General features: G+C 73.1%; 14 protein-coding genes, 1 tRNA gene, 1 other RNA gene, 1 pseudogene and 1 riboswitch. Of the genes and pseudogenes, 14 read left to right on the plus strand and 3 right to left on the minus strand.

The window, feature by feature from the left end; translation table 11 throughout:
- Window positions 1–13: 13 nt before the first annotated feature.
- The 6 genes from ACZ52J_RS19775 (at window position 14) to ACZ52J_RS19800 (ending at window position 7,300) form a co-directional block, all read left to right on the plus strand.
- Window positions 14–1,153: a S41 family peptidase gene (locus tag ACZ52J_RS19775; RefSeq protein WP_465620340.1), complete on the plus strand. Its 1,140-nt coding sequence runs from the start codon at window positions 14–16 to the stop codon at window positions 1,151–1,153.
- A 44-nt stretch (window positions 1,154–1,197) separates the two neighbouring features.
- The gene (smpB, locus tag ACZ52J_RS19780; RefSeq protein ID WP_350521768.1) at window positions 1,198–1,674 is read left to right on the plus strand and encodes an SsrA-binding protein SmpB; all 477 of its coding nucleotides are present in this window, start codon (window positions 1,198–1,200) and stop codon (window positions 1,672–1,674) included.
- 114 nt (window positions 1,675–1,788) lie between these two features.
- Window positions 1,789–2,171: a transfer-messenger RNA gene (ssrA, locus tag ACZ52J_RS19785) on the plus strand.
- A gap of 151 nt (window positions 2,172–2,322) precedes the next feature.
- On the plus strand, window positions 2,323–4,626 hold the full coding sequence (locus ACZ52J_RS19790) for a HelD family protein (protein WP_465620342.1): 2,304 nt from the start codon (window positions 2,323–2,325) through the stop codon (window positions 4,624–4,626).
- Window positions 4,627–5,034: 408 nt separating this feature from the next.
- Window positions 5,035–6,507, plus strand: a complete 1,473-nt coding sequence (locus ACZ52J_RS19795; protein ID WP_360496777.1) for an NAD-dependent malic enzyme — start codon at window positions 5,035–5,037, stop codon at window positions 6,505–6,507.
- Between the two features lie 508 nt (window positions 6,508–7,015).
- Entirely contained in the window at window positions 7,016–7,300 is a 285-nt protein-coding gene (locus ACZ52J_RS19800) for an HU family DNA-binding protein (protein WP_030242980.1), read from the plus strand.
- A 77-nt stretch (window positions 7,301–7,377) separates the two neighbouring features.
- Here the strand turns inward: ACZ52J_RS19800 and murA are convergent, their stop codons facing one another.
- The gene (gene murA, locus ACZ52J_RS19805; RefSeq protein WP_360496780.1) at window positions 7,378–8,718 is read right to left on the minus strand and encodes a UDP-N-acetylglucosamine 1-carboxyvinyltransferase; all 1,341 of its coding nucleotides are present in this window, start codon (window positions 8,716–8,718) and stop codon (window positions 7,378–7,380) included.
- A gap of 299 nt (window positions 8,719–9,017) precedes the next feature.
- Here murA and ACZ52J_RS19810 point away from each other — a divergent pair, with 299 nt between their 5' ends.
- The 6 genes and pseudogenes from ACZ52J_RS19810 (at window position 9,018) to ACZ52J_RS19835 (ending at window position 16,538) form a co-directional block, all read left to right on the plus strand.
- On the plus strand, window positions 9,018–9,602 hold the full coding sequence (locus tag ACZ52J_RS19810; protein WP_360496783.1) for a YqgE/AlgH family protein: 585 nt from the start codon (window positions 9,018–9,020) through the stop codon (window positions 9,600–9,602).
- A 61-nt stretch (window positions 9,603–9,663) separates the two neighbouring features.
- Window positions 9,664–9,948, plus strand: a complete 285-nt coding sequence (locus ACZ52J_RS19815; protein WP_188304149.1) for a DUF3039 domain-containing protein — start codon at window positions 9,664–9,666, stop codon at window positions 9,946–9,948.
- Between the two features lie 87 nt (window positions 9,949–10,035).
- The gene (locus ACZ52J_RS19820) at window positions 10,036–11,757 is read left to right on the plus strand and encodes a beta-N-acetylhexosaminidase (protein WP_465620345.1); all 1,722 of its coding nucleotides are present in this window, start codon (window positions 10,036–10,038) and stop codon (window positions 11,755–11,757) included.
- A gap of 298 nt (window positions 11,758–12,055) precedes the next feature.
- A complete protein-coding gene (locus ACZ52J_RS19825; RefSeq protein ID WP_360497233.1) occupies window positions 12,056–12,922 on the plus strand; it encodes an FAD binding domain-containing protein in 867 nt (288 codons plus the stop codon).
- Between the two features lie 71 nt (window positions 12,923–12,993).
- Window positions 12,994–13,512, plus strand: a pseudogene (locus ACZ52J_RS19830) ((2Fe-2S)-binding protein); the annotation flags it as partial.
- Window positions 13,513–14,210: 698 nt separating this feature from the next.
- Window positions 14,211–16,538, plus strand: coding sequence for a xanthine dehydrogenase family protein molybdopterin-binding subunit (locus ACZ52J_RS19835; RefSeq protein WP_360496789.1), 2,328 nt, complete (start codon window positions 14,211–14,213; stop codon window positions 16,536–16,538).
- Between the two features lie 68 nt (window positions 16,539–16,606).
- Here ACZ52J_RS19835 and ACZ52J_RS19840 read toward each other — a convergent pair.
- Window positions 16,607–16,678: transfer RNA gene (locus tag ACZ52J_RS19840), tRNA-Cys, on the minus strand.
- A gap of 85 nt (window positions 16,679–16,763) precedes the next feature.
- Window positions 16,764–16,829: riboswitch (guanidine-III (ykkC-III) riboswitch) on the plus strand.
- A gap of 43 nt (window positions 16,830–16,872) precedes the next feature.
- Here ACZ52J_RS19840 and ACZ52J_RS19845 point away from each other — a divergent pair.
- Window positions 16,873–17,187 (plus strand): DMT family transporter, encoded by a 315-nt coding sequence (locus ACZ52J_RS19845; protein WP_360496791.1) that lies wholly within the window; start codon window positions 16,873–16,875, stop codon window positions 17,185–17,187.
- A 93-nt stretch (window positions 17,188–17,280) separates the two neighbouring features.
- A complete protein-coding gene (locus ACZ52J_RS19850; RefSeq protein WP_465620347.1) occupies window positions 17,281–18,720 on the plus strand; it encodes an MFS transporter in 1,440 nt (479 codons plus the stop codon).
- Between the two features lie 3 nt (window positions 18,721–18,723).
- On the opposite strand, the gene ACZ52J_RS19855 is transcribed toward ACZ52J_RS19850, so the two are convergent.
- Window positions 18,724–20,079 (minus strand): polysaccharide deacetylase family protein, encoded by a 1,356-nt coding sequence (locus tag ACZ52J_RS19855; RefSeq protein WP_465620349.1) that lies wholly within the window; start codon window positions 20,077–20,079, stop codon window positions 18,724–18,726.
- Window positions 20,080–20,165 lie beyond the last annotated feature (86 nt).

The raw sequence follows: 20,165 nt of genomic DNA on the forward strand, positions 1-20,165 counted from the left end.
ACACTCCGATGCCATGCTGCAAACTCCGCGCAGGGCACATCAGGTGGCCGCCCTCAGCCTGGTGTTCGGCGCCGTCCTGCTGGTCGGTGCCGCCACCGGAGCCTGGGGCGACCCGAGCGGCCTGCCGCCCCGCCCGTCCGCCGACGCCGTCCGGGCCGCGGGCGGCGGGCTCCCGGCGGACCCGGCCGGCACCGCGCTGTCCGAGCAGCAGGCCGAGCACCTGCTCGGGGCCAACGGCGACCGCTGGGGCGCGTACTACAGCGCGCGGGAGTACGCCGAGTTCAGCCAGGGCCTGGACGGCCGGTACCTGGGCGTCGGCCTCTCGGTCGGCCGCGGCGAGGACGGCGTCACCGAGGTCTCCCAGGTCGCGCCCGACGGCCCGGCCGCCGCGGCCGGGATCGCGCCCGGCGACCGGCTGCTGAGCGTCGGCCCGGACCAGGCCGACCACCTGCCGGTCACCGAGGTGGTCGCGCGGCTGCGCGGCCGGGGCGACGAGCGCAGGGCCGGCTCCGAGGTCACCCTGGAGGTCCGGCGCGGCGAGGGCGCGGTGCGCGAACTGCGGCTGCGGCGCGCGCTGCTGGACAGCGAGCAGGTCGCCGCGGAGCGTCTGGACAAAGGCGTCCTGCGGATCACCGTACGGGCCTTCACCAGCGGCGTGGCCGATCGGGTGCGCGCCGCGCTGCGGGCCCCGCACACCGGCGTGGTGCTCGATCTGCGCGGCAACTCCGGCGGGTTGGTCGACGAGGCGGCCGACACCGCCGGGATCTTCCTGGACGGCGGCCCGGTCGGCTCCTACCAGGAGCGCGGCGAGACCCGGGAGTTGACCGCCCCGCGCGGCGGCGACCAGCGCACCCCGCTGGTGGTGCTGGTGGACGGCGGCACGATGAGCGCCGCCGAACTGCTCGCCGGCGCCCTGCAGGACCGCAGCCGCGCCGTGGTGGTGGGCACACGGACCTTCGGCAAGGGCACCGTGCAGCAGCCCAGCCGGCTCGCCGACGGCGCGGTGCTGGAGATGACCGTCGGCCGCTACTTCACCCCGGCCGGCCGCTCCCCGGACGGCACCGGCCTCGCCCCCGACGTCCCGGCGACCACCGGCGAGGACGCCGACGCGCTCGCCCTGCGCGTCCTCGCGGGGCTCGGCACCCGCGCCTAAAGCAGCTGCCCGATCCGGCCCCGAAGTGCGAGAATGACCGCGTTATGGCAAAGGAAACCGGACACAAGCTGATCGCGCAGAACAAGAAGGCGCGACACGAGTACATGATCCTCGACACCTACGAGTGCGGCCTCGTGCTCACCGGCACCGAGGTCAAGTCGCTGCGCGAGGGGCGGGCCAACCTCGTCGACGGCTACGCCTACATCCAGAACCACGAGGCCTGGATCGACAACGTCTTCATCCCCGAGTACACCCAGGGGACGTGGACCAACCACGCGGCCCGGCGCAAGCGCAAGCTGCTGCTGCACAAGCTGGAGATCCGCAAGATCGAGACCAAGGTCCGCGACGCGGGCCACACCCTGATCCCGCTCTCGCTGTACTTCAAGGACGGCAGGGTCAAGCTGGAGCTCGCGCTCGCCGTCGGCAAGAAGCTGTACGACAAGCGCCAGACGCTGCGCGAGAAGCAGGACACCCGCGAGACGGCCCGCGCCGTGGCGGCCGCCCGGCGACGCCAGGGTTAGGACGCCAGGGTTGGGACGCCAGGGTTAATCCGCTGGACCCTCGCCCGTCGCCTCGCGTACTATGGCGCAAGCAACACGGACGGTCATCGTCCGAGCTGTTTCTCAAAAAAACATGGGGATGATCGGTTTCGACAGGGGATGTTGAAACAGGGGAAGCGAGCCGAGGAACGCGGCAATGATCTCGTAAACCACGTGTCGCAAAAAAATAATCGCCAACTCTAAGCGCGATTCCCAGCAGTTCGCTCTCGCTGCCTAATTAAGCACCGATAGCGCTTGGGTGTCAGACCGGGGAGTTCCCGACCCGGACCCTGGCATAATCTAGGGAACTCAACCGTCCGCCCGGGCTGCGAGGGTGGATGGGAAATCAAACAGCAGCTGGGCCTGTTGGCGGCTTGTCCGTGTGACTGCCAGGGCCGAGAAAAGCACAGCGGACTGCGCTCGGAGAAGCCCTGAATTAACTCCACTGGACCCGGGTTCGATTCCCGGCATCTCCACCACCCCATGTTCATACCGAAGGCCGCCCACCGCTCCGCGGTGGGCGGCCTTCGAATTTTGTACGTTCCGGAGCAGCGCGGCCCGGGGGTCGCGGCGTAGGATCATCCGTCCGCTCGTTTTCCGGAGCCGGATTCCGTCGCTACCACCGAGGCCATGCAGAGCAACACGGACACCACCCCCACCGCCGATCACGAGACCGTCCGCGCTCGCGAGATCGCCGGTGAGCAGCAGCACCTCGACACCGTCTACCACCGGTTGGAGGAGAAGCTCGCCGAAGCCGAGTACATCCTGGAGGACGCCGCCAAGCGGGTCCAGGTCGGCACCCCCGGCGCGCTCGCCGAGCGCGACGCCCAGGTCTACCGGGCCGGCGCGCACCTCCAGCGGCTCAACAACGAGTTCGAGGACTTCCTCTTCGGCCGGATCGACCTCCAGCGGGCGGACGCCCCGGAGGAGCACGGCATTCCTTCGAACACCCCGCTCGACCCGGCCGACCCGGCCGTCGCCGAGACCCTCCACATCGGCCGCCTGGGCGTCCTGGACGCCGAGTACGGCCCGCTGGTGATCGACTGGCGCGCGCCCGCCGCCGCCCCGTTCTACCGCTCCACCCCGGTCGAGCCCGGCCGGGTCATCCGCCGCAGGGTGATCCGCTCCAAGGGCCGCAAGGTGATCGGCGTCGAGGACGACCTGCTGCGCCCCGACCTCACCCCGACCCTGGACGGCGAGGAACTGGCCGTGGTCGGCGACGGCGCGCTGATGGCCTCGCTGGGCCGCGCCCGCAGCCACTCGATGCGCGACATCGTCTCCTCGATCCAGAAGGAGCAGGACGAGGTGATCCGCGCCGCCGCCGCGGGCGCCACCCTGGTCACCGGCGGCCCGGGCACCGGCAAGACCGCCGTCGCCCTGCACCGCGCCGCGTACCTGCTCTACCAGGACCGCCGCCGCTACGCCGGGGGCATCCTGGTGGTCTCGCCGACCCCGCTGCTGGTCTCGTACACCGAGGGCGTGCTGCCCGCGCTCGGCGAGGAGGGCCAGGTCGCCATCCGGGCCGTCGGCTCGCTGGTGGACGGCATCGAGGCGGGCACCTACGACACCCCCGAGGTGGCCCGGATCAAGGGTTCGGCCCGGATGACGCAGCTGCTGCGCCGGGCCGCCCGCGGGGCGCTGGAGCTGGGCGCGCCGCAGGAGCTGAAGGTGGTCGCCCGCGGCGAGGTGCTGAAGCTGGACGCGGGCCGGCTGCGGGCCGTCCGCGGCAACGTGGTGGGCTCCGGCGGCACCCCGCTGAACCTGCTGCGCCCGCGCGCCCGCCGGCTGCTCCTGGACGCCCTGTGGCAGGAGGTCGTCAAGCACCTACCGAAGCCCACTGACCACTACGGCCGGGAGCAGCGCCAGGAGGAGAAGGAGAGCTTCGACGAGTACGTCTCGGACGAGGCGCCGTTCCTGGACTTCCTGGACGCCTGGTGGCCCGCCCTGACCCCGCGCCGGGTGCTGGCCACGCTCAAGCAGCACCGCCACACCAACCGGATCGCCCGCCGCGCCGTCACCCCGGACGAGGCGCGGCTGCTGGCCGCCTCCTGGCGCCACCTGTCCCCGGCGGGCGAGGGCGCGCTGTCCGCGCACGACGTCGCGCTGGTGGACGAGCTCCAGGTGCTGCTCGGCGAGCCGGCCCGGCCGAAGGTCCGCGAGGTGAACGCGATGGACCTGCTGACCGGCCTGGAGGAGGTCACCACCTTCGCCGACCGCAGCACCCGTCAGCGCGAGCGCCAGCCGGTGGAGCGCACGGAGTACGCCCACATCATCGTGGACGAGGCCCAGGACCTCACCCCGATGCAGTGGCGGATGATCGGCCGCCGGGCCCGGATGGCCACCTGGACGATCGTCGGCGACCCGGCGCAGTCCTCCTGGCCGTTCCCGCAGGAGGCCCAGGCCGCGCTGGACGAGGTGCTGGCCGGCAAGCCCCGGCGCCGCTTCACGCTGACCGTGAACTACCGCAACCCGGCCGAGATCGCCGAGGTCGCGGCCAAGGTGCTGGCGCTGGCGGCGCCGGGCACGCCCTCGCCGAGCGCGGTGCGCCACGTCGGCGTGGAGCCGCGCTTCGCGGCCGTCACCGACCCCTCGCCGGAGGCCTTCGGCAAGGCCGCCCGGGCGGAGCTGGAGCAGCTGCTGGCCGAGGTGGGCGGCACCGTGGCGATCGTGGTGCCGATGGACCGCCGGGCCGAGGCGGCCGGGTGGGCCGAGGGCCTGGGCGAGCGCGCGGTGGTGCTGGGCAGCCTGGAGGCCAAGGGCCTGGAGTACGACGCGACCGTGGTGGCGGACCCGACCGGCATCGCGGGCGAGTCGGAGGCCGGCCTGCGGGTGCTGTACGTCGCGCTGACCCGGGCGACCCAGCGGCTGACCGTGCTGTCCGGCCCGGACGACCTGCCGGACGCGGCCGGCGTGCCCGCGCTGCTGCACGGCTGACGGACCGTACGGGACCCGCGGGAACCACACGGGACCCGCAGGACCCGCAGGACCTACGGAAGAAGGCCCCTCACCGGCTGGTGAGGGGCCTTCAGACGTTTAGTACACCGACCCGCCATGCTCGCCTCGCGGCAAGTGGTCCCTCGAAGGGACGAAGGTTGGGCCCGGGGGCTTGGATCGAGCCGGTGCCTGTCCAATGTAACGCATCGGCCCGGAGAGGCAAGGAGTAGGCGCGGGGAGGTCGCGGGGAGGTCGGCGGAAGCCGGCCGGGATTGTCGGATCCGCACACTCAATGAACGTTATTTCTGGCTACCCCTTGGAAGGTGCGACGATCGAGGTCTAGCATGCGCAGGCGATGCCTTCAACAAAATGTTGAGCCTGCGGGACAGACGGAAGAAGGAAGCGTCGATGGCGACGGTGCCCAGTGTCTCCAACTCGATCACGGTACGGCTGGAGGTCCCGGCCCGGGGCAACGCCGTCAGTGCGATCACCACGGCCGTGGAGTCCTCCGGCGGGTCGGTGACCGGTCTCGACGTCACCGCCTCCGGCCTGGAGGCGCTGCGGATCGACGTCACGGTGGCGGCCTCCTCGGTCGCGCACGGCGAGGAGATCGTCGAGAAGCTGCGGGCGATCGACGGCGTGGCGATCGGCAAGGTCTCGGACCGCACCTTCCTGATGCACCTCGGCGGCAAGATCGAGATGTCGTCCAAGCTGCCGATCCGCAACCGTGACGACCTCAGCATGATCTACACCCCGGGTGTCGCCCGGGTCTGCATGGCGATCGCGGAGAACCCCGAGGACGCCCGTCGCCTCACCATCAAGCGCAACAGCGTCGCCGTGGTCACCGACGGCTCGGCGGTGCTGGGCCTGGGCAACATCGGCCCGGAGGCCGCGCTGCCGGTCATGGAGGGCAAGGCGGCTCTCTTCAAGCGCTTCGCCGGTATCGACGCCTGGCCGATCTGCCTGGACACCCAGGACACCGACGAGATCGTCGCCATCGTCAAGGCGATCGCCCCGGGCTTCGCGGGGATCAACCTGGAGGACATCTCCGCGCCGCGCTGCTTCGAGATCGAGGCCCGGCTGCGCGAGGCCCTGGACATCCCGGTCTTCCACGACGACCAGCACGGCACCGCGATCGTGGTGCTGGCCGCCCTCACCAACGCGCTGAAGGTGGTCGGCAAGGAGATCGCCGACATCCGCGTGGTGATGTCGGGCGCGGGCGCCGCCGGCACCGCGATCCTCAAGCTGCTGATGGCGGCCGGCGTCGAGCACGCCACCGTGGCGGACGTGCGCGGCGTGGTCCACCAGGGCCGCGAGGACCTCAACGAGAGCCTGCGCTGGATCGCCGAGCACACCAACCGCTCGGGCCGCACCGGCACCCTCAAGGAGGCCGTGGCGGGCGCGGACGTCTTCATCGGCGTCTCGGCCCCGAACGTGCTGGACGGCGACGACCTGGCCACCATGGCCGAGGACGCGATCGTCTTCGCCCTGGCCAACCCGGACCCGGAGGTCGAGCCGGCCGTCGCCCGGCAGACCGCCGCCGTGGTCGCCACCGGCCGCAGCGACTTCCCGAACCAGATCAACAACGTGCTGGTCTTCCCGGGTGTCTTCCGCGGCCTGCTGGACGCCCAGAGCCGCACGGTCAACACCGAGATGATGATCGCCGCCGCCCGGGCGCTGGCCACCACCGTCGCCGACGACGAGCTGAACGCGAACTACATCATCCCGAGCGTCTTCCACAAGGACGTCGCCAAGACCGTCGCCGCCGCCGTGCGCGATGCGGCCCTGGCGGACGCCGTGGAGGCCCCCGTGCCGGCCCGTCCGACCCCAGGCATCGTCGGCACCCTGGACACCTCCGCCTTCCCCACCGTCAAGCTCTGACGGCCCGACCGGCGGACGTGCCGCTGGTCGCTCAAATGTGCGAATAGCGGTCATACCCGCCCAGCCCGCCCCGAACCCTTGCGACACAAGGGCGAGGGGCGTGTTTGGGCTTGTCAGTCCTAGGGCGTACGGTAGCCCTGCACGGGGCAGGCGTGTCCGACAAGTACGGAACGTCCCCCTGGTCTTCCGGCGAGTCGTCCCGACCGCCGTCCGCGCCCGGTCCGCCGGAGCCGACGGAGCGTCACACCTCCAACGGGCGGGCGTTGTTCGGGTGCCTCGGTCGGGGCCCGATTGGCTTTCTCGGGGCCGGTCGGGGCAGGATTCGTATCCAGGCAGGCGGGCGGGCCTTCGAAGGCACGGGCGCGCGGCATCGGGTACGGACCCGGCCTGCGACCACGCATTGCCTGCATGAGCACAGTGTGCGGACCTGCGGCCTATCCGGGTGCCCCCCGGTGGGAGCACCGATGGGCCCCCGCACACCGCAAGCGAACAGACCACAGGAGTACACATGAACCGCAGTGAGCTGGTGGCCGCGCTGTCCGAGCGCGCAGAGGTGACTCGCAAGGACGCCGACGCCGTTCTGGCCGCCTTCGCCGAGATCGTCGGCGAGGTCGTCGCCAAGGGCGACGAGAAGGTCACCATCCCCGGTTTCCTGACCTTCGAGCGCACCCACCGCGCTGCCCGCACCGCCCGCAACCCGCAGACCGGCGAGCCGATCCAGATCGCCGCGGGCTACAGCGCCAAGGTGAGCGCCGGCTCCAAGCTGAAGGAAGCCGCCAAGGGCGCTGCCTGAGCCACCCCTTGAACGGCCGGAGGCCGGGCTCCCCCCGTGGGGGGAGCCCGGCCTCTCGCCGTATGTCGGGCCGGTGATCAGGCGTCGACCAGCTGCTCGCTGGGCAGCTCGACGTGGGCGCCCAGGTCGCGCAGCTTCTCCATGAAGTTCTCGTAGCCGCGGTTGATCAGGTCGATGCCGTGCACGGTCGAGGTGCCCTCGGCCGCCAGCGCCGCGATCAGGTACGAGAAGCCGCCGCGCAGGTCCGGGATGACCAGCTCGGAGCCCATCAGCTTGGACGGGCCGGAGACGACCGCGGAGTGCAGGAAGTTGCGGGCGCCGAAGCGGCACGGGGTGCCGCCCAGGCACTCGCGGTAGAGCTGGATGTGCGCGCCCATCTGGTTCAGCGCGCCGGTGAAGCCGAGCCGCGACTCGTACACCGTCTCGTGGACGATGGACAGGCCGGTGGCCTGGGTCAGCGCGACGACCAGCGGCTGCTGCCAGTCGGTCTGGAAGCCCGGGTGCACGTCGGTCTCCAGGGCGATCGCCTTGAGCTCGCCGCCCGGGTGCCAGAAGCGGATGCCCTCGTCGTCCACCTCGAAGGCGCCGCCGACCTTCCGGAAGGTGTTGAGGAAGGTCATCATCTCCAGCTGGCGGGCGCCGCGGACGTAGATGTCGCCCTTGGTGGCGAGCGCCGCGCAGGCCCAGGAGGCGGACTCCAGGCGGTCCGGGAGGGCGCGGTGGTTGTAGCCGTTCAGCTCGTCCACACCGGTGATCAGGATGGTCCGGTCGGTGCCCAGCGTGATGATCGCGCCCATCTTCTGCAGGACGCAGATCAGGTCGACGATCTCCGGCTCGATGGCCGCGTTGCGCAGCTCGGTGACGCCCTCGGCGAGCACCGCGGTGAGCAGCACCTGCTCGGTCGCGCCGACCGAGGGGTAGGGCAGCTCGATCTTGGTGCCGCGCAGGCGCTGCTGGGCGACCAGGTAGGTGCCCTGCGGGTGCTTCTCGATGGTGGCGCCGAACTGGCGCAGCACCTCGAAGTGGAAGTCGACCGGGCGGCCGCCGATGTCGCAGCCGCCCAGGCCCGGGATGAAGGCGTGGCCGAGGCGGTGCAGCAGCGGGCCGCAGAACAGGATCGGGATCCGCGAGGAGCCGGCGTGTGCGTCGATGTCGGCCACATTGGCGCTCTCGACGTGCGAGGGGTCGAGGATCAGCTCGCCGTCCTCGTCGCCGGCGCGCACCGTCACGCCGTGCAGCTGCAGCAGGCCGCGAACCACCTTGACGTCGCGGATGTCCGGGACGTTGCGCAGTCTGCTGGGGCCCTGGCCGAGGAGGGCGGCGACCATGGCCTTGGGGACCAGGTTCTTCGCTCCGCGGACGCGGATCTCGCCTTCGAGCGGGTTTCCGCCGTGGACCAGCAGGACGTCGTCGGTCATCGTTCTCGCAATCCGGGGTGCCAGAGGAGTGGGGAAGGGCTCCGGTAGAGAGCCGGTGGTGGACCGGTCGTACGGGCGCGTTCGGGCCCCCGGCGAAACCGAGTCGGCACCGTATAGGCGTCCACCAGACGTAGATGGTAGTGGGCGTGCCGTTGGTTCCCGTGAGCCTCTCCCCGTGATGGTGCTCTCTCCGGGGGTAAGGGGCCCGCCGATGCGGCCGTACGGGTGTTGGTCCGGCGTGGCGTGGTTTCGGGCGTTGCGGTGTCCGACCGGTGCCGTTCTGCGGGATCATGTGAGGCATGACGGCGGCCCATTCGCACGGAGGCCGGTCCCACACCGGCCGTCTGCTCGTCGCGACGCCCCTGCTCACCGACCCGAACTTCGCGCGGGCGGTGGTGCTCCTCCTCGACCACGACGCCGAGGGGGCGCTCGGTGTGGTCCTCAACCGGCCGACGCCGGTCGAGGTGGGCAGTGTGCTGGACGGCTGGGGCAGACTCGTCGGCCAGCCGGCCGTGGTGTTCCAGGGCGGACCGGTGGCGCTGGACTCGGCGCTCGGCCTCGCGGTGGCGCCGGGGGAGCCCGGCACCGGCCAGCCGCTGGGCTGGCGGCGGGTGCACGGCGCGATCGGCCTGGTGGACCTGGAGGCGCCGCCCGAGGTGCTGGCCGGTGAGCTGGGCAGCCTGCGGATCTTCGCCGGGTACGCCGGCTGGTCGCCGGGGCAGCTGGAGGCGGAGCTGGAGAGCGGCGCCTGGTACCTGGTGGACTGCGAGCCGGGGGACGTCTCCAGCCCCGAGCCGGAGCGGCTGTGGCGCTCGGTGCTGCGCCGCCAGCGCGGTCCGCTCGCCCTGCTGGCGACCTACCCGGACGACCCGACGATGAACTGAGCCGCGGGCCCGCCGCGCGACACTGGCCCGGTTTCCCGGGGCGCCCATAGACTTGGCACCCATGAGCACTCTTGAGCCCGAGCGCGGCCTCGGCACCGGCACCCTGGTCGAGCCCGTCCCACAGGTGTCCCACGGCGACGGCGACCACGAGCGTTTCGCGCACTACGTCCAGAAGGACAAGATCATGGAGAGCGCGCTCTCCGGGTCTCCCGTGGTGGCGCTCTGCGGCAAGGTGTGGGTGCCCGGGCGCGACCCGAAGAAGTACCCGGTTTGCCCGATGTGCAAGGAGATCTACGACGGCATCGGCAAGCCGCAGGGCGGCGACGGCGACAACAACAACAAGTAGCCCGCCGGTGCGCGGCGCCGTTTTGCATGGCACCGCGTTTCCGAGGTGGTCTATGCCAATCGTCCGGGGCGTGGGCAGGATGTCGGAATGGACCTCATTCCCGCTCCTTCGAGCGCCGTTCGCCGCCCGGACGAGGACTTCCCGCTCGACGCCGCCACCACGCTGACCGCACCGCCCGCGCTGGCCGACGCCGAGCGCTGGCTGCGCGGCACGCTGTCCGCCGCCACCGGGCTGCCGTTCGGCCCGGGCCGGCCGGGCGCGGGCATCGAACTGGTCCGGGACGGCACGCTCGCCGCCGAGGCGTACCGGATCACGGTGCGCCCCGGCCACGCGCTGCTCGCCGCGGGCGGCCCGGCGGGCGCGCTGTGGGCGGCGCAGACCCTGCGGCAGCTGCTCGGGCCGGACGCCTTCCGGCGGTCGCCGCTGCGCCGTGAGGGCTGGGTGCTGCCCGGCGCCGACATCGAGGACGCCCCCCGGTTCGGCTGGCGCGGCGCGCTGCTCGACGTTGCCCGGCACTTCCTGCCCAAGTCGGACGTGCTGCGCTTCGTCGACCTGCTGGCCGCGCACAAACTCAACGTGCTGCACCTGCACCTGACCGACGACCAGGGCTGGCGGGTGGAGATCAGGCGCTACCCGAGGCTGACCGAGCACGGCGCCTGGCGGGAGCGTTCGATGGTCGGCTACCGGTCCGCCGGGCGCCGCGACGACCGCCCGCACGGCGGCTACTACACCCAGGACGACCTGCGCGAGATCGTCGCGTACGCGGCCGCCCGCGGGGTGACCGTCGTCCCGGAGATCGACCTGCCCGGCCACACCCAGGCCGCCGTCGCCGCCTACCCCGAGTTGGGCAACACCGACGTGGTGGACACCGCCGCGCTCGGCGTCTGGACGGACTGGGGGGTGAGCCACCACGTGCTCAACGCCTCCGAGGAGACCCTGCGCTTCTTCGAGGGGGTGCTGGAGGAGGTCCTGGAGCTCTTCCCGTCCGAGTTCGTGCACCTCGGCGGCGACGAGTGCCCCAAGGAGCAGTGGAAGGACAGCGCCGCCGCCCAGGCCCGGATCCGCGAGCTGGGCCTGGCCAACGAGGACGAGCTGCAGAGCCACCTCATCCGGCACTTCGACCGCTGGCTGGCCGAGCGCGGCCGCCGGCTGATCGGCTGGGACGAGATCCTGGAGGGCGGGCTCGCCATTGCCACCACGCCGAAGGGGGGAGCGCCGGCGGGTGGGGGCACCTCCCGGCCGCCAGGCTGGGGGAGACCGTCGGCGCCGCGTGCCGAGCGCCCGGAGGTGTGGGGGCGGTCCCGTGCCGCCGTCGCCTCCTGGCGCGGCTTCGGCGGCGGGATCGCCGCCGCGGAGGCCGGGCACGACGTGGTGATGTGCCCCGAGCAGCACGTCTACTTCGACCACCGGCAGGCGGACGGGCCGGACGAGCCGATCCCGGTCGGCTTTGTGCGCACGCTGGAGGACGTCTACCGCTTCGAGCCGGTGCCCGCGCAGCTGGACGAGGCCGCGGCGCGGCACGTGATCGGCACCCAGGCCAACCTGTGGAGCGAGTTCATGGACAGCGCCCGGGACATCGACTACCGGGCCTTCCCCCGGTTGGTCGCCTTCGCCGAGGTCGCCTGGTCCGAGCTGCCCGCCGGGCCGGCCGAGCGCGACTTCGCCGGCTTCGAGCGGCGGCTGGCGACGCACCTGAAGGTGCTGGACGCGCTCGGCGTCGAGTACCGCCCGGCCGACGGGCCGCTGCCCTGGCAGCGCCGCCCCGGCGTGGCCGGCCGGCCGATCGCGGGCCCGCCGCCGGTGCGGTGATCGCCTTCCGGGAACTTCTGAGTGGTCGTCGGACGTCAAGAACTGATGAACATCTGCCCTGGCCCGGCCAGGGACGGGGCAGATACCGCCCGGTATCCGTCCCAATCGGGCAGTCCCGTTCACCGGCCCCGAAGTGATCATCGAGCATTGTGTGCCAGAGTTGCCCAACCCGGCCCGATCGCCCGTACCCTACGGGCCAGGCCGGGCTGCTGACGCGGACACCACGGCCCAAGGCCGCGGGCGGCAGGCGATCGATGAGCAAGTGGAGCACGGTGGGACCCAGGTGAACCGGACGATCATGCTGCCGGCCTCGCTCGACGAGGCCGTCGACGCGCTGGCCGCCGCCCCGGCCGCGGTACCGGTGGCCGGAGCCACCGACCTCATGGAAGCCGTCAACGCAGGACGGCTGCGCCCCGCCGCCCTGGTCGGACTCGGCCGGATCACCGAACTGCGCGGCTGGCGCTACGAGGACGGCGGCACCGCCGTCCTCGGCGCCGGACTCACCCACGCCCGGATGGACCGCCCCGACTTCGCCGCGCTCATCCCCGCGCTCGCCGACGCCGCCCGCACCGCCGGCCCGCCGCAGGTCCGCAACGTCGGCACCCTCGGCGGCAACATCGTCACCGCCGCCCCGGCCGGCGACACCCTCCCGGTGCTCGCCGCACTGGAGGCCACCGTCACCCTCGCCCGGGCCGGCGCCAGCCGCGAGGTGCCGGTCAGTCACCTGCTCACCGGCCTCGACCCGGTGCGCCCCGGCGAACTGCTCACCTGGGTGCGCGTCCCGCTGCTGCACGCCCCGCAGGTCTTCCTCAAGGCCACCGGCCGCAGCGGCCCGGCCCGCGCCACCGCCTCGGTCGCCCTCGTCCTCGACCCGGCCCGGCGCTCGGTGCGCTGCGCCGTCGGCGCCGTCGCCCCGGTGCCGCTGCGCCCGCTGGAAGCCGAGGCCTGGGTGGCCGGCTGCATCGACTGGGACGGCAGCCGGGAGATCGACCCGGCCGCGAACGCCGCCTTCGGCGAGTACGTGGCCACCGCCTGCGTCCCCGACAACTACGGCGCCGAGGGCGCCTGGGAGGCCGTGACCGAGGGGCCGACCGCAGCGGCCGTTCGGCTGCGGCGTACCGTAGCGGTGCTGGCCCGACGGGCACTGGGAAGGGCGCTGAAGTGACCACAGACCCCATCGAGACCCTCGACGCCGACCCGCTCGGCCTCTCCCCGCAGGTCAGCCGCGAGCTGCGCCCGTGCGCCTCCTACACGCTGCGGGTCAACGGTTTCGAACGGCCCGTCACCGACGCCTGGATCGGCGAGAGCCTGCTCTACGTGCTGCGCGAGCGGCTCGGCCTGGCCGGCGCCAAGGACGGCTGCGAACAGGGCGAGTGCGGGGCCTGCTCGGTGCAGGTGGACGGCCAGCTGGTGGCCGGCTGCCTGGTGCCCGCCGCGCTGGCCGCCGACAGCGAGATCAACACCGTCGAGGGCCTGTCCGCCGCCGGCGGCGCGAGCGACGTCCAGCAGGCGCTGGCCGCCTCCGGCGCCGTGCAGTGCGGCTACTGCACGCCCGGCATGGCGATGGCGGTGCACGACCTGCTCCAGCGCAACCACCGGCCCACCGAGGTCGAGGCCCGGCAGGCGCTCTGCGGCAACCTCTGCCGCTGCACCGGCTACAAGGGCGTACTGGCCGCCGTCCAGACCGTCGCGGAGGCCCGCGCGGCGGTGGCCGAGGAGGCGGAGGAGGCCGCCGCTCCCGCTCCGGAGGCCGACGACCGGTCCGCCGAGGCGGCTGTGGCCGTCGAACCCGAGCCGGCCGTCGAGCTGCCGGTCTACACCGACGCCGACGCCTGGATCGAGCACGTCCCGCAGCAGCACGTCCCCCACCAGCAGGTCGAGCCGCAGCACGTCGAGCCGCAGCACGTCGAGCAGCAGCACGTCGAGCCGCAGCACCTCGAACCGCAGCACCTCGAACCGCAGCACGTCGAGGCCCACCCGGCCGCGCCGCAGCCCGTCGAGCAGCAGCCCGTCGAGCAGGCCCACGCCCCGACGCCGTACGGCGACCCGTCGGGCGGCTACGACACCGGCGTGTACGACACCGGCCTGGCCCCGCTCCAGGGCGGCATCCCCGCCCAGGCCTCCGGCGACCAGGTCTACTACCCGCCGCAGGGCTACCCCGAGCAGCCGTACCAGGGCACCACCCCCGCCCACGGCACCTACCTGCCCTACCCGGACGGCCACCAGCAGCAGAACGGCTACGACACCGGGTACGACGCCCCGGTCTACGAGCCGACCCCCGCGCACGGCACCCCGCTGCCCGGCGCCGCCTTCGACGGCACGCCGCCGCACGGCACCCCGTACGCCGCCCAGCACCCGCACGGTGCCCCGGTCGAGGGCGGTTCCCCGGCCGGCGTCCCGTACGGTGCCACCCCCGCCCACGGCATCCGGCTCCCCGAGGACGACCACGCATCATGACGTCGCCTACCGACATCGGCGCAGCACTCCAGCAGGACGGCGGCGAGGGCGGCGCACCGGAGCCGTTCGGCCTGGGCAGCTCCCCGCTGCGCAGCGACGCGCTGCCCAAGGCGCTCGGCATCTACCCGTACGCGGCCGACCTGTGGGCCGAGGGGCTGCTGTGGGGCGCGGTGCTGCGCTCGCCGCACCCGCACGCCCGGATCCGCGGCATCGACACCTCGGCCGCGCTCGCGCTGCCCGGCGTGCACGCCGTGGTCACCGCCGCCGACCTGCCGCCCGGCCCGGACGGCACCCCCGACGGCGCCCCGGCCGGCCCGGTCGTCGCCGACCGGCCGGTGCTGGCCGCCGGCGTGGTGCGCCACCACGGCGAGCCGATCGCCGCGGTGGCCGCCGACCACCCGGACACCGCCCGGCTGGCGGTCGGTCTGATCACGGTCGACTACGAGCCCTTGGAGGCCGTGACCGACCCCGAGCAGGCCTTCACCGCGCCGCCGCTGCACCCGGACGGCAACCTCTTCCGCCACCTGCCGCTGCGCACCGGGGACTCCGAGGCGGTCGGCGAGATCGTCGTCGAGGGCCTCTACCAGGTCGGCCGGCAGGACCCGGCGCCGCTCGGCGCCGAGGCCGGCCTGGCCGTGCCGCGCCCGGACGGCGGCGTCGAGCTGCACCTGTCCTCCACCGACCCGCACGGCGACCGCGACCGCACCGCCGCATGCCTCGGCCTGGAGCCCGACCGGGTCCGGCTGGTGGTCACCGGCGTGCCCGGCGCCACCACCGACCGCGAGGACATCTCCTTCCAGGTCACCCTGGCCCTGCTGGCGCTGCGCACCGGCCGCCCGGTGAAGATGACCCTCACCCGCGAGGAGTCCTTCCAGACCCACACCTCGCGCCACCCCGCGCTCCTGCGCTACCGCCACCACGCCGACGCCGAGGGCACGTTGGTGAAGGTCGAGGCGCAGATCCTGCTGGACGGCGGCGCCTACGCGGACGTCTCCGCCGAGGCGCTGGCCGCCGCGGCGGCCTTCTCGGCCGGCCCGTACGTCTGCCCCAACGTCTTCGTGGACGCCTGGGCGGTGCGCACCAACAACCCGCCGGCCGGGCGGATGCGCGGCGAGGGCGCGCTGCAGGCCTGCTTCGCGTACGAGTCGCAGCTGGACCAGCTGGCCGCCCGGGTGGGCGTGGACCCGGTGGAGATCCGCCGGCGCAACGCGATGTCCACCGGCGACCTGCTGCCCACCGGGCAGGCGGTCACCTGCCCGGCGCCGGTGCGCGCGCTGCTGGACGCCGTCGCGGACGAGCCGCTGCCGGCCCTGCCGGTGGACGACCCGGACGCCGAGTGGCTGCTGCCGGGCGGGCCCGGCGGCGCGGGCGACCCGGCGGCGGTGCGGCGCGGCATCGGCTACGCCGTCGGCATGGTGCACATGCTGGGCGCCGAGGGCGAGGACGAGGTGTCCACCGCGACCGTGCGGGTCAGCGGCGACCACGCCACGGTGATCTGCGCGGCCGTCGACGCCGGGCAGGGCTTCGCCACGCTGGCCCGGCAGATCGTGCAGACCGTGCTGGGAGTCAGCGAGGTCTACATCGCGCCGGCCGACAGCGACCAGTCGATCGCCGGGCCCTCCGCCCGCGGCCGGCACACCTGGGTCTCCGGCGGCGCCGTCGAGCGGGCCGCGCTGATGGTCCGCCACCAGCTGCTGCAGCCGATCGCGGCCAACTTCGGGATGTCGGCGGAGCTGCTGCAGATCGCCGACGGCAAGATCACCTCGTACGACGGGGTGCTCGGCATGCCGGTCGCCGAGGCGCTGGAGGGCAAGGAGCTCTGGGCCACCGCGCAGTGCCGCCCGCACCCCACCGAGCCGCTGGACGAGGCCGGGCAGGGCGACGCCTTCGTCTCCATCTCGTTCTGCGCGATGCGCGCGGTGGTGGACGTGGACATCGAGCTGGGCGCCGTGCGGGTGGTCGAGATGACGGTCGCCCAGGACGTCGGCCGGGCGCTGAACCCGCGGCAGATCGAGGACCGGATCGAGGCGGGCGTGGCCCAGGGCGTCGGCCTGGCACTGCTGGAGGACCTGCGCACCGAGGGCGGCGTGCTGCAGAACCCCTCGCTCACGGGCTACCGGCTGCCCACCGCGCTGGACACCCCGCAGGTGCGGATCGCCGCGCTGCTGGAGGAGCGCGACGTGGTCGCCCCCTTCGGTGCCAAGGCGGTCGGCGCGGCCCCCGCGGTGGTCGCCCCGGCGGCCGTCGCCGCGGCCGTCCGCGCCGCCACGGCCCTGCCGGTCGGCCGGCTGCCGATCCGGCCGGAGGACGCCGTCACGGCCTGAGTGGGGAAATGCGCAAAAGGAATTGCCGGTCGACTTTTCCGGGTCGACCGGCAATTCCTTTTTCATCGAGGCCGTGGCGGGAATTGAACCCGCGTACACCGCTTTGCAGACGGTCCCCTCAGCCACTCGGGCACACGGCCAGTGAATTCATGGTGGCGGATCCGGGGGAGGAGGGTCAACGAAGTTTTGTAAATTCTGTATGGCAATGTGTGCTACGGTCGAAGAGCGGTGGCGTTATTCACGCCACCCCGGACGAGCGCGTCGTACCCGGTGACGACAAGACGGCGCAGTTCAGCGGCAATCCGGCCGCTGTGGACTGCGGAGGTACACCGTCGTGGCCTGGCTCGTTCTGATCGTCTCGGGTCTCCTGGAGACCGTCTGGGCGGTCGCCCTGGAATCGTCCAAGGGCTTCTCCCGCCTCGTTCCCACCCTCGTCTTCGGCGTCGCGCTGCTGTTCAGCATGGGCGGCCTGGCGTACGCGATGCGCACCATTCCGATCGGCACCGGGTACGCGGTCTGGGTCGGCATCGGCGCGGTCGGCACCGCGCTCTACGGGATGGCCGCCCTGGGGGACGCGGTGACCATGGCCCGGATCGCCTGCCTGCTGCTGATCGTCTCCGGCGTGGTCGGCCTCAAGGTGCTGCACTGACGTGGCACCGACGGGGACCTAGGCCCACGGGACCAGTCGGTCACCGACTCTGGTCAGGGGTCATCGGCGCGGACGGCTCTTACGATGTCACGTATGACCACTGCCTCCCCCACCTCGGTCGACCCCGTACCGATACCCCTCGACGACGACCCCGGCGGCGGGGTGCTCAGCGGCCGCTACCGCGCGCTGACGCTGGGGATCGTCTCGGTGGTCCTGGTGATCGCCTTCGAGGCGACGGCCGTCAACACCGCGATGCCGACGGCGGCCCGCCAACTGCACGGCCTCGGGCTGTACGCCTTCGCCTTCTCCGGCTACTTCACCACCACGCTGTTCGCCCTGGTCGTCTCCGGCCAGTGGTGCGACCGGCGCGGGCCGCTGCAGCCGCTGTTCACCGGGATCGGGGTGTTCGGCGTCGGCCTGCTGGTGGCCGGGACGGCGCCCGGGATGTGGGTGTTCGTGGCCGGCCGGGCGATCCAGGGCCTCGGCGGCGGGCTGGTGATCGTCGCGCTGTACGTGGTGGTCGGCCGGGCCTATCCGGAGCGGCTGCGGCCGTCGGTGTTCGCGGCCTTCTCCTCGGCCTGGGTGCTGCCCTCGATCGTGGGCCCGCTGGTCGCCGGGGCGGTCACCCAGCACCTCGGCTGGCGCTGGGTGTTCCTGGCCGTGCCGGTGCTGATCCTGCTGCCGCTGGCCGTGATGGGCCCGGCGCTGGCCCGCTCCGAGCGGGAGCACCCGGTGGCCAAGGGCGCGGACTTCGACCGCCGCCGCACCGTGCTGGCCGCGATGGCGGCGCTCGGTGCCGGGCTGCTGCAGTACGCGGGCCAGCGCCGCGACCTGATCGGGCTGCTTCCCGGGATCGCCGGGGCGGCGCTGCTGGCGCCGGCCGTCCTGGGGCTGCTGCCGAAGCGGACCCTGCGGGCGGGGCGTGGGCTGCCGACGGTGATCCTGCTGCGCGGGGTGGCCGCGGGGGCGTTCTTCGCGGCCGAGGCCTTCATCCCGCTGATGATGACCACCCAGCGCGGCCTGTCGCCGACGCTGGCCGGGCTCACCCTGACCAGCGGCGGGCTCTCCTGGGCGCTGGGTTCCTGGCTGCAGGGCCGGCCGGGGGCCGAGCGCTACCGCGAGGCGATGATCCGGGGCGGCTTCGTGCTGACCGCGGCGGCGATCGCGGGCGCCGCGCTGGTGCTGGTCCCGGGGGTGCCGGCCTGGGTGGCGGCGGTGGCCTGGGGGATCGGCGGCGTCGGGATGGGACTGGCCATCGCGAGCGTCAGCGTGCTGATGATGAAGCTGTCCGCGCCGGAGGACGCCGGGGCGAACTCGGCCGCGCTGCAGATGAGCGACGCGCTGGGCAATGTGCTGCTCACGGGCCTGGCCGGGGTGCTGTTCGCGGCGCTGGGCGGCGGAGCCCTGGCGGCCGGCCACGGACAGGCCGAAGGCGCCGGCTCGCCCGGCGCCTTCGCGGTGATCCTGCTGGTGATGGCCGGGGTCGCCCTGCTGGGAGCGCTGCTCTCCGGCCGGGTCCGTACCCGGTCCTGACGGTCAGCCGGCGGCGGCGGTGGTGGCGGTGGTGGCGGTGGTGGCGGTGGTGGCGGTGCCGGCGGAGGAGGGGACCGGCGCCGCCGCCGGGGTGCCGAGGAAGGCCTCCCAGCCGCCCGTCGGGGACTGGCCCGGGGCGAGGGTCTGCAGCTTGCGCAGCACCGCCGGGTCCTGGGCGTCCAGCCAGTCGACCAGCTGGCGGAAGGAGACCAGCCGGACCTCCGACTTGCCCGCGACGGTCTTGAGGACGTCCTCGACGGCGTTCATGTAGATGCCGCCGTTCCACTCCTCGAAGTGGTTGCCGATGATGTACGGCGCCCGGTTGCTGTTGTAGGTGCGGTCGAAGCCCATCAGGTAGGCGTCGCGGGCCTGGGCCTGGAAGCCCGGGTGGAGCGCCGGGTCGGCCTTGGTGTTGGGGCCGCACTGGTTGTACATGATGTTGTAGTCCATCGAGAGCACCTGGAAGGTGTGCCCGGGGAAGGGGATGGACTGCAGCGGGAGGTCCCACAGCGCGCCGCCCTGGATCTTCTGCGGCCACACCTGGGTGCCGTTGCCGCTGCTGTCGTAGCGCCAGCCGCGCTTGACCGCGGTGGGCAGCAGGTTGCGCTGGCCCTCCAGGCAGGGGGTGCGGCTGCCGATCAGCTCCTTGCGGTAGTCGAAGGGCAGCGCGGGCAGGTCGGTGAAGCCGGTGTTGGTGCGCCAGTTCGTCACGAAGTCCATCGCCTGCTGGATCTCGCTGTCCCACTCCTCCGGGGACCACTTGCCGACGCCGGTGGCGCCGCAGAAGTGGCCGTTGAAGTGGGTGCCGATCTCGTGGCCCTCCAGCCAGGCCGCGTGCACGTTCTCCAGGGTGTCGCGGATGTGCCGGTCGCTGAGGTAGCCGATGTCGGAGGCGCCGACCTTGTGCTGCGGCGGGCGGTAGAGGTCCTTCTTGGACTCGGGCAGCAGGTAGAGGCCGCTGAGGAAGAAGGTCATCTTCGCGTCGTGATCCTGGGCCAGCCGGCGGAAGCGGGCGAACAGGCCGTTGTCGAGCTCGCCGGCGCCGTCCCAGGAGAAGACCACGAACTGTGGCGGGCGCTGCCCGGGCTGCAGCCGCTCGGGGACGGGCTGGCGCGGCTGGACACCGGTGTCGGAGGTGGAGCCGTCGCCGATCAGGACGGCCTGCGGCTTGGGGGCCGGGGCCGGGGCCGGGGCCGGGGTGGGAGTGGCGCTCTGCCCGGCGTCCGCGCCACCGGTGGGCTTGGCGGAACCGGTCGCCCGCTCCCCGCCGGCGGCGTGGTTGCTGCCGCAGCCGGCCGCCAGGGTGGCGGCGGTGGCGGCGCCGGCCGCCAGCAGGGTGCGGCGGGAGAGAGCGTCCATGGTCACTCCGTTCGTGAGGCGGGCGGCAGCGTGCGGGAGTGCGGGGTCCGATCTGACATCCGGGGGATCGAACCCGTAACCGCGTC

It is taken from the genome of Kitasatospora sp. NPDC034035 (assembly GCF_055575755.1).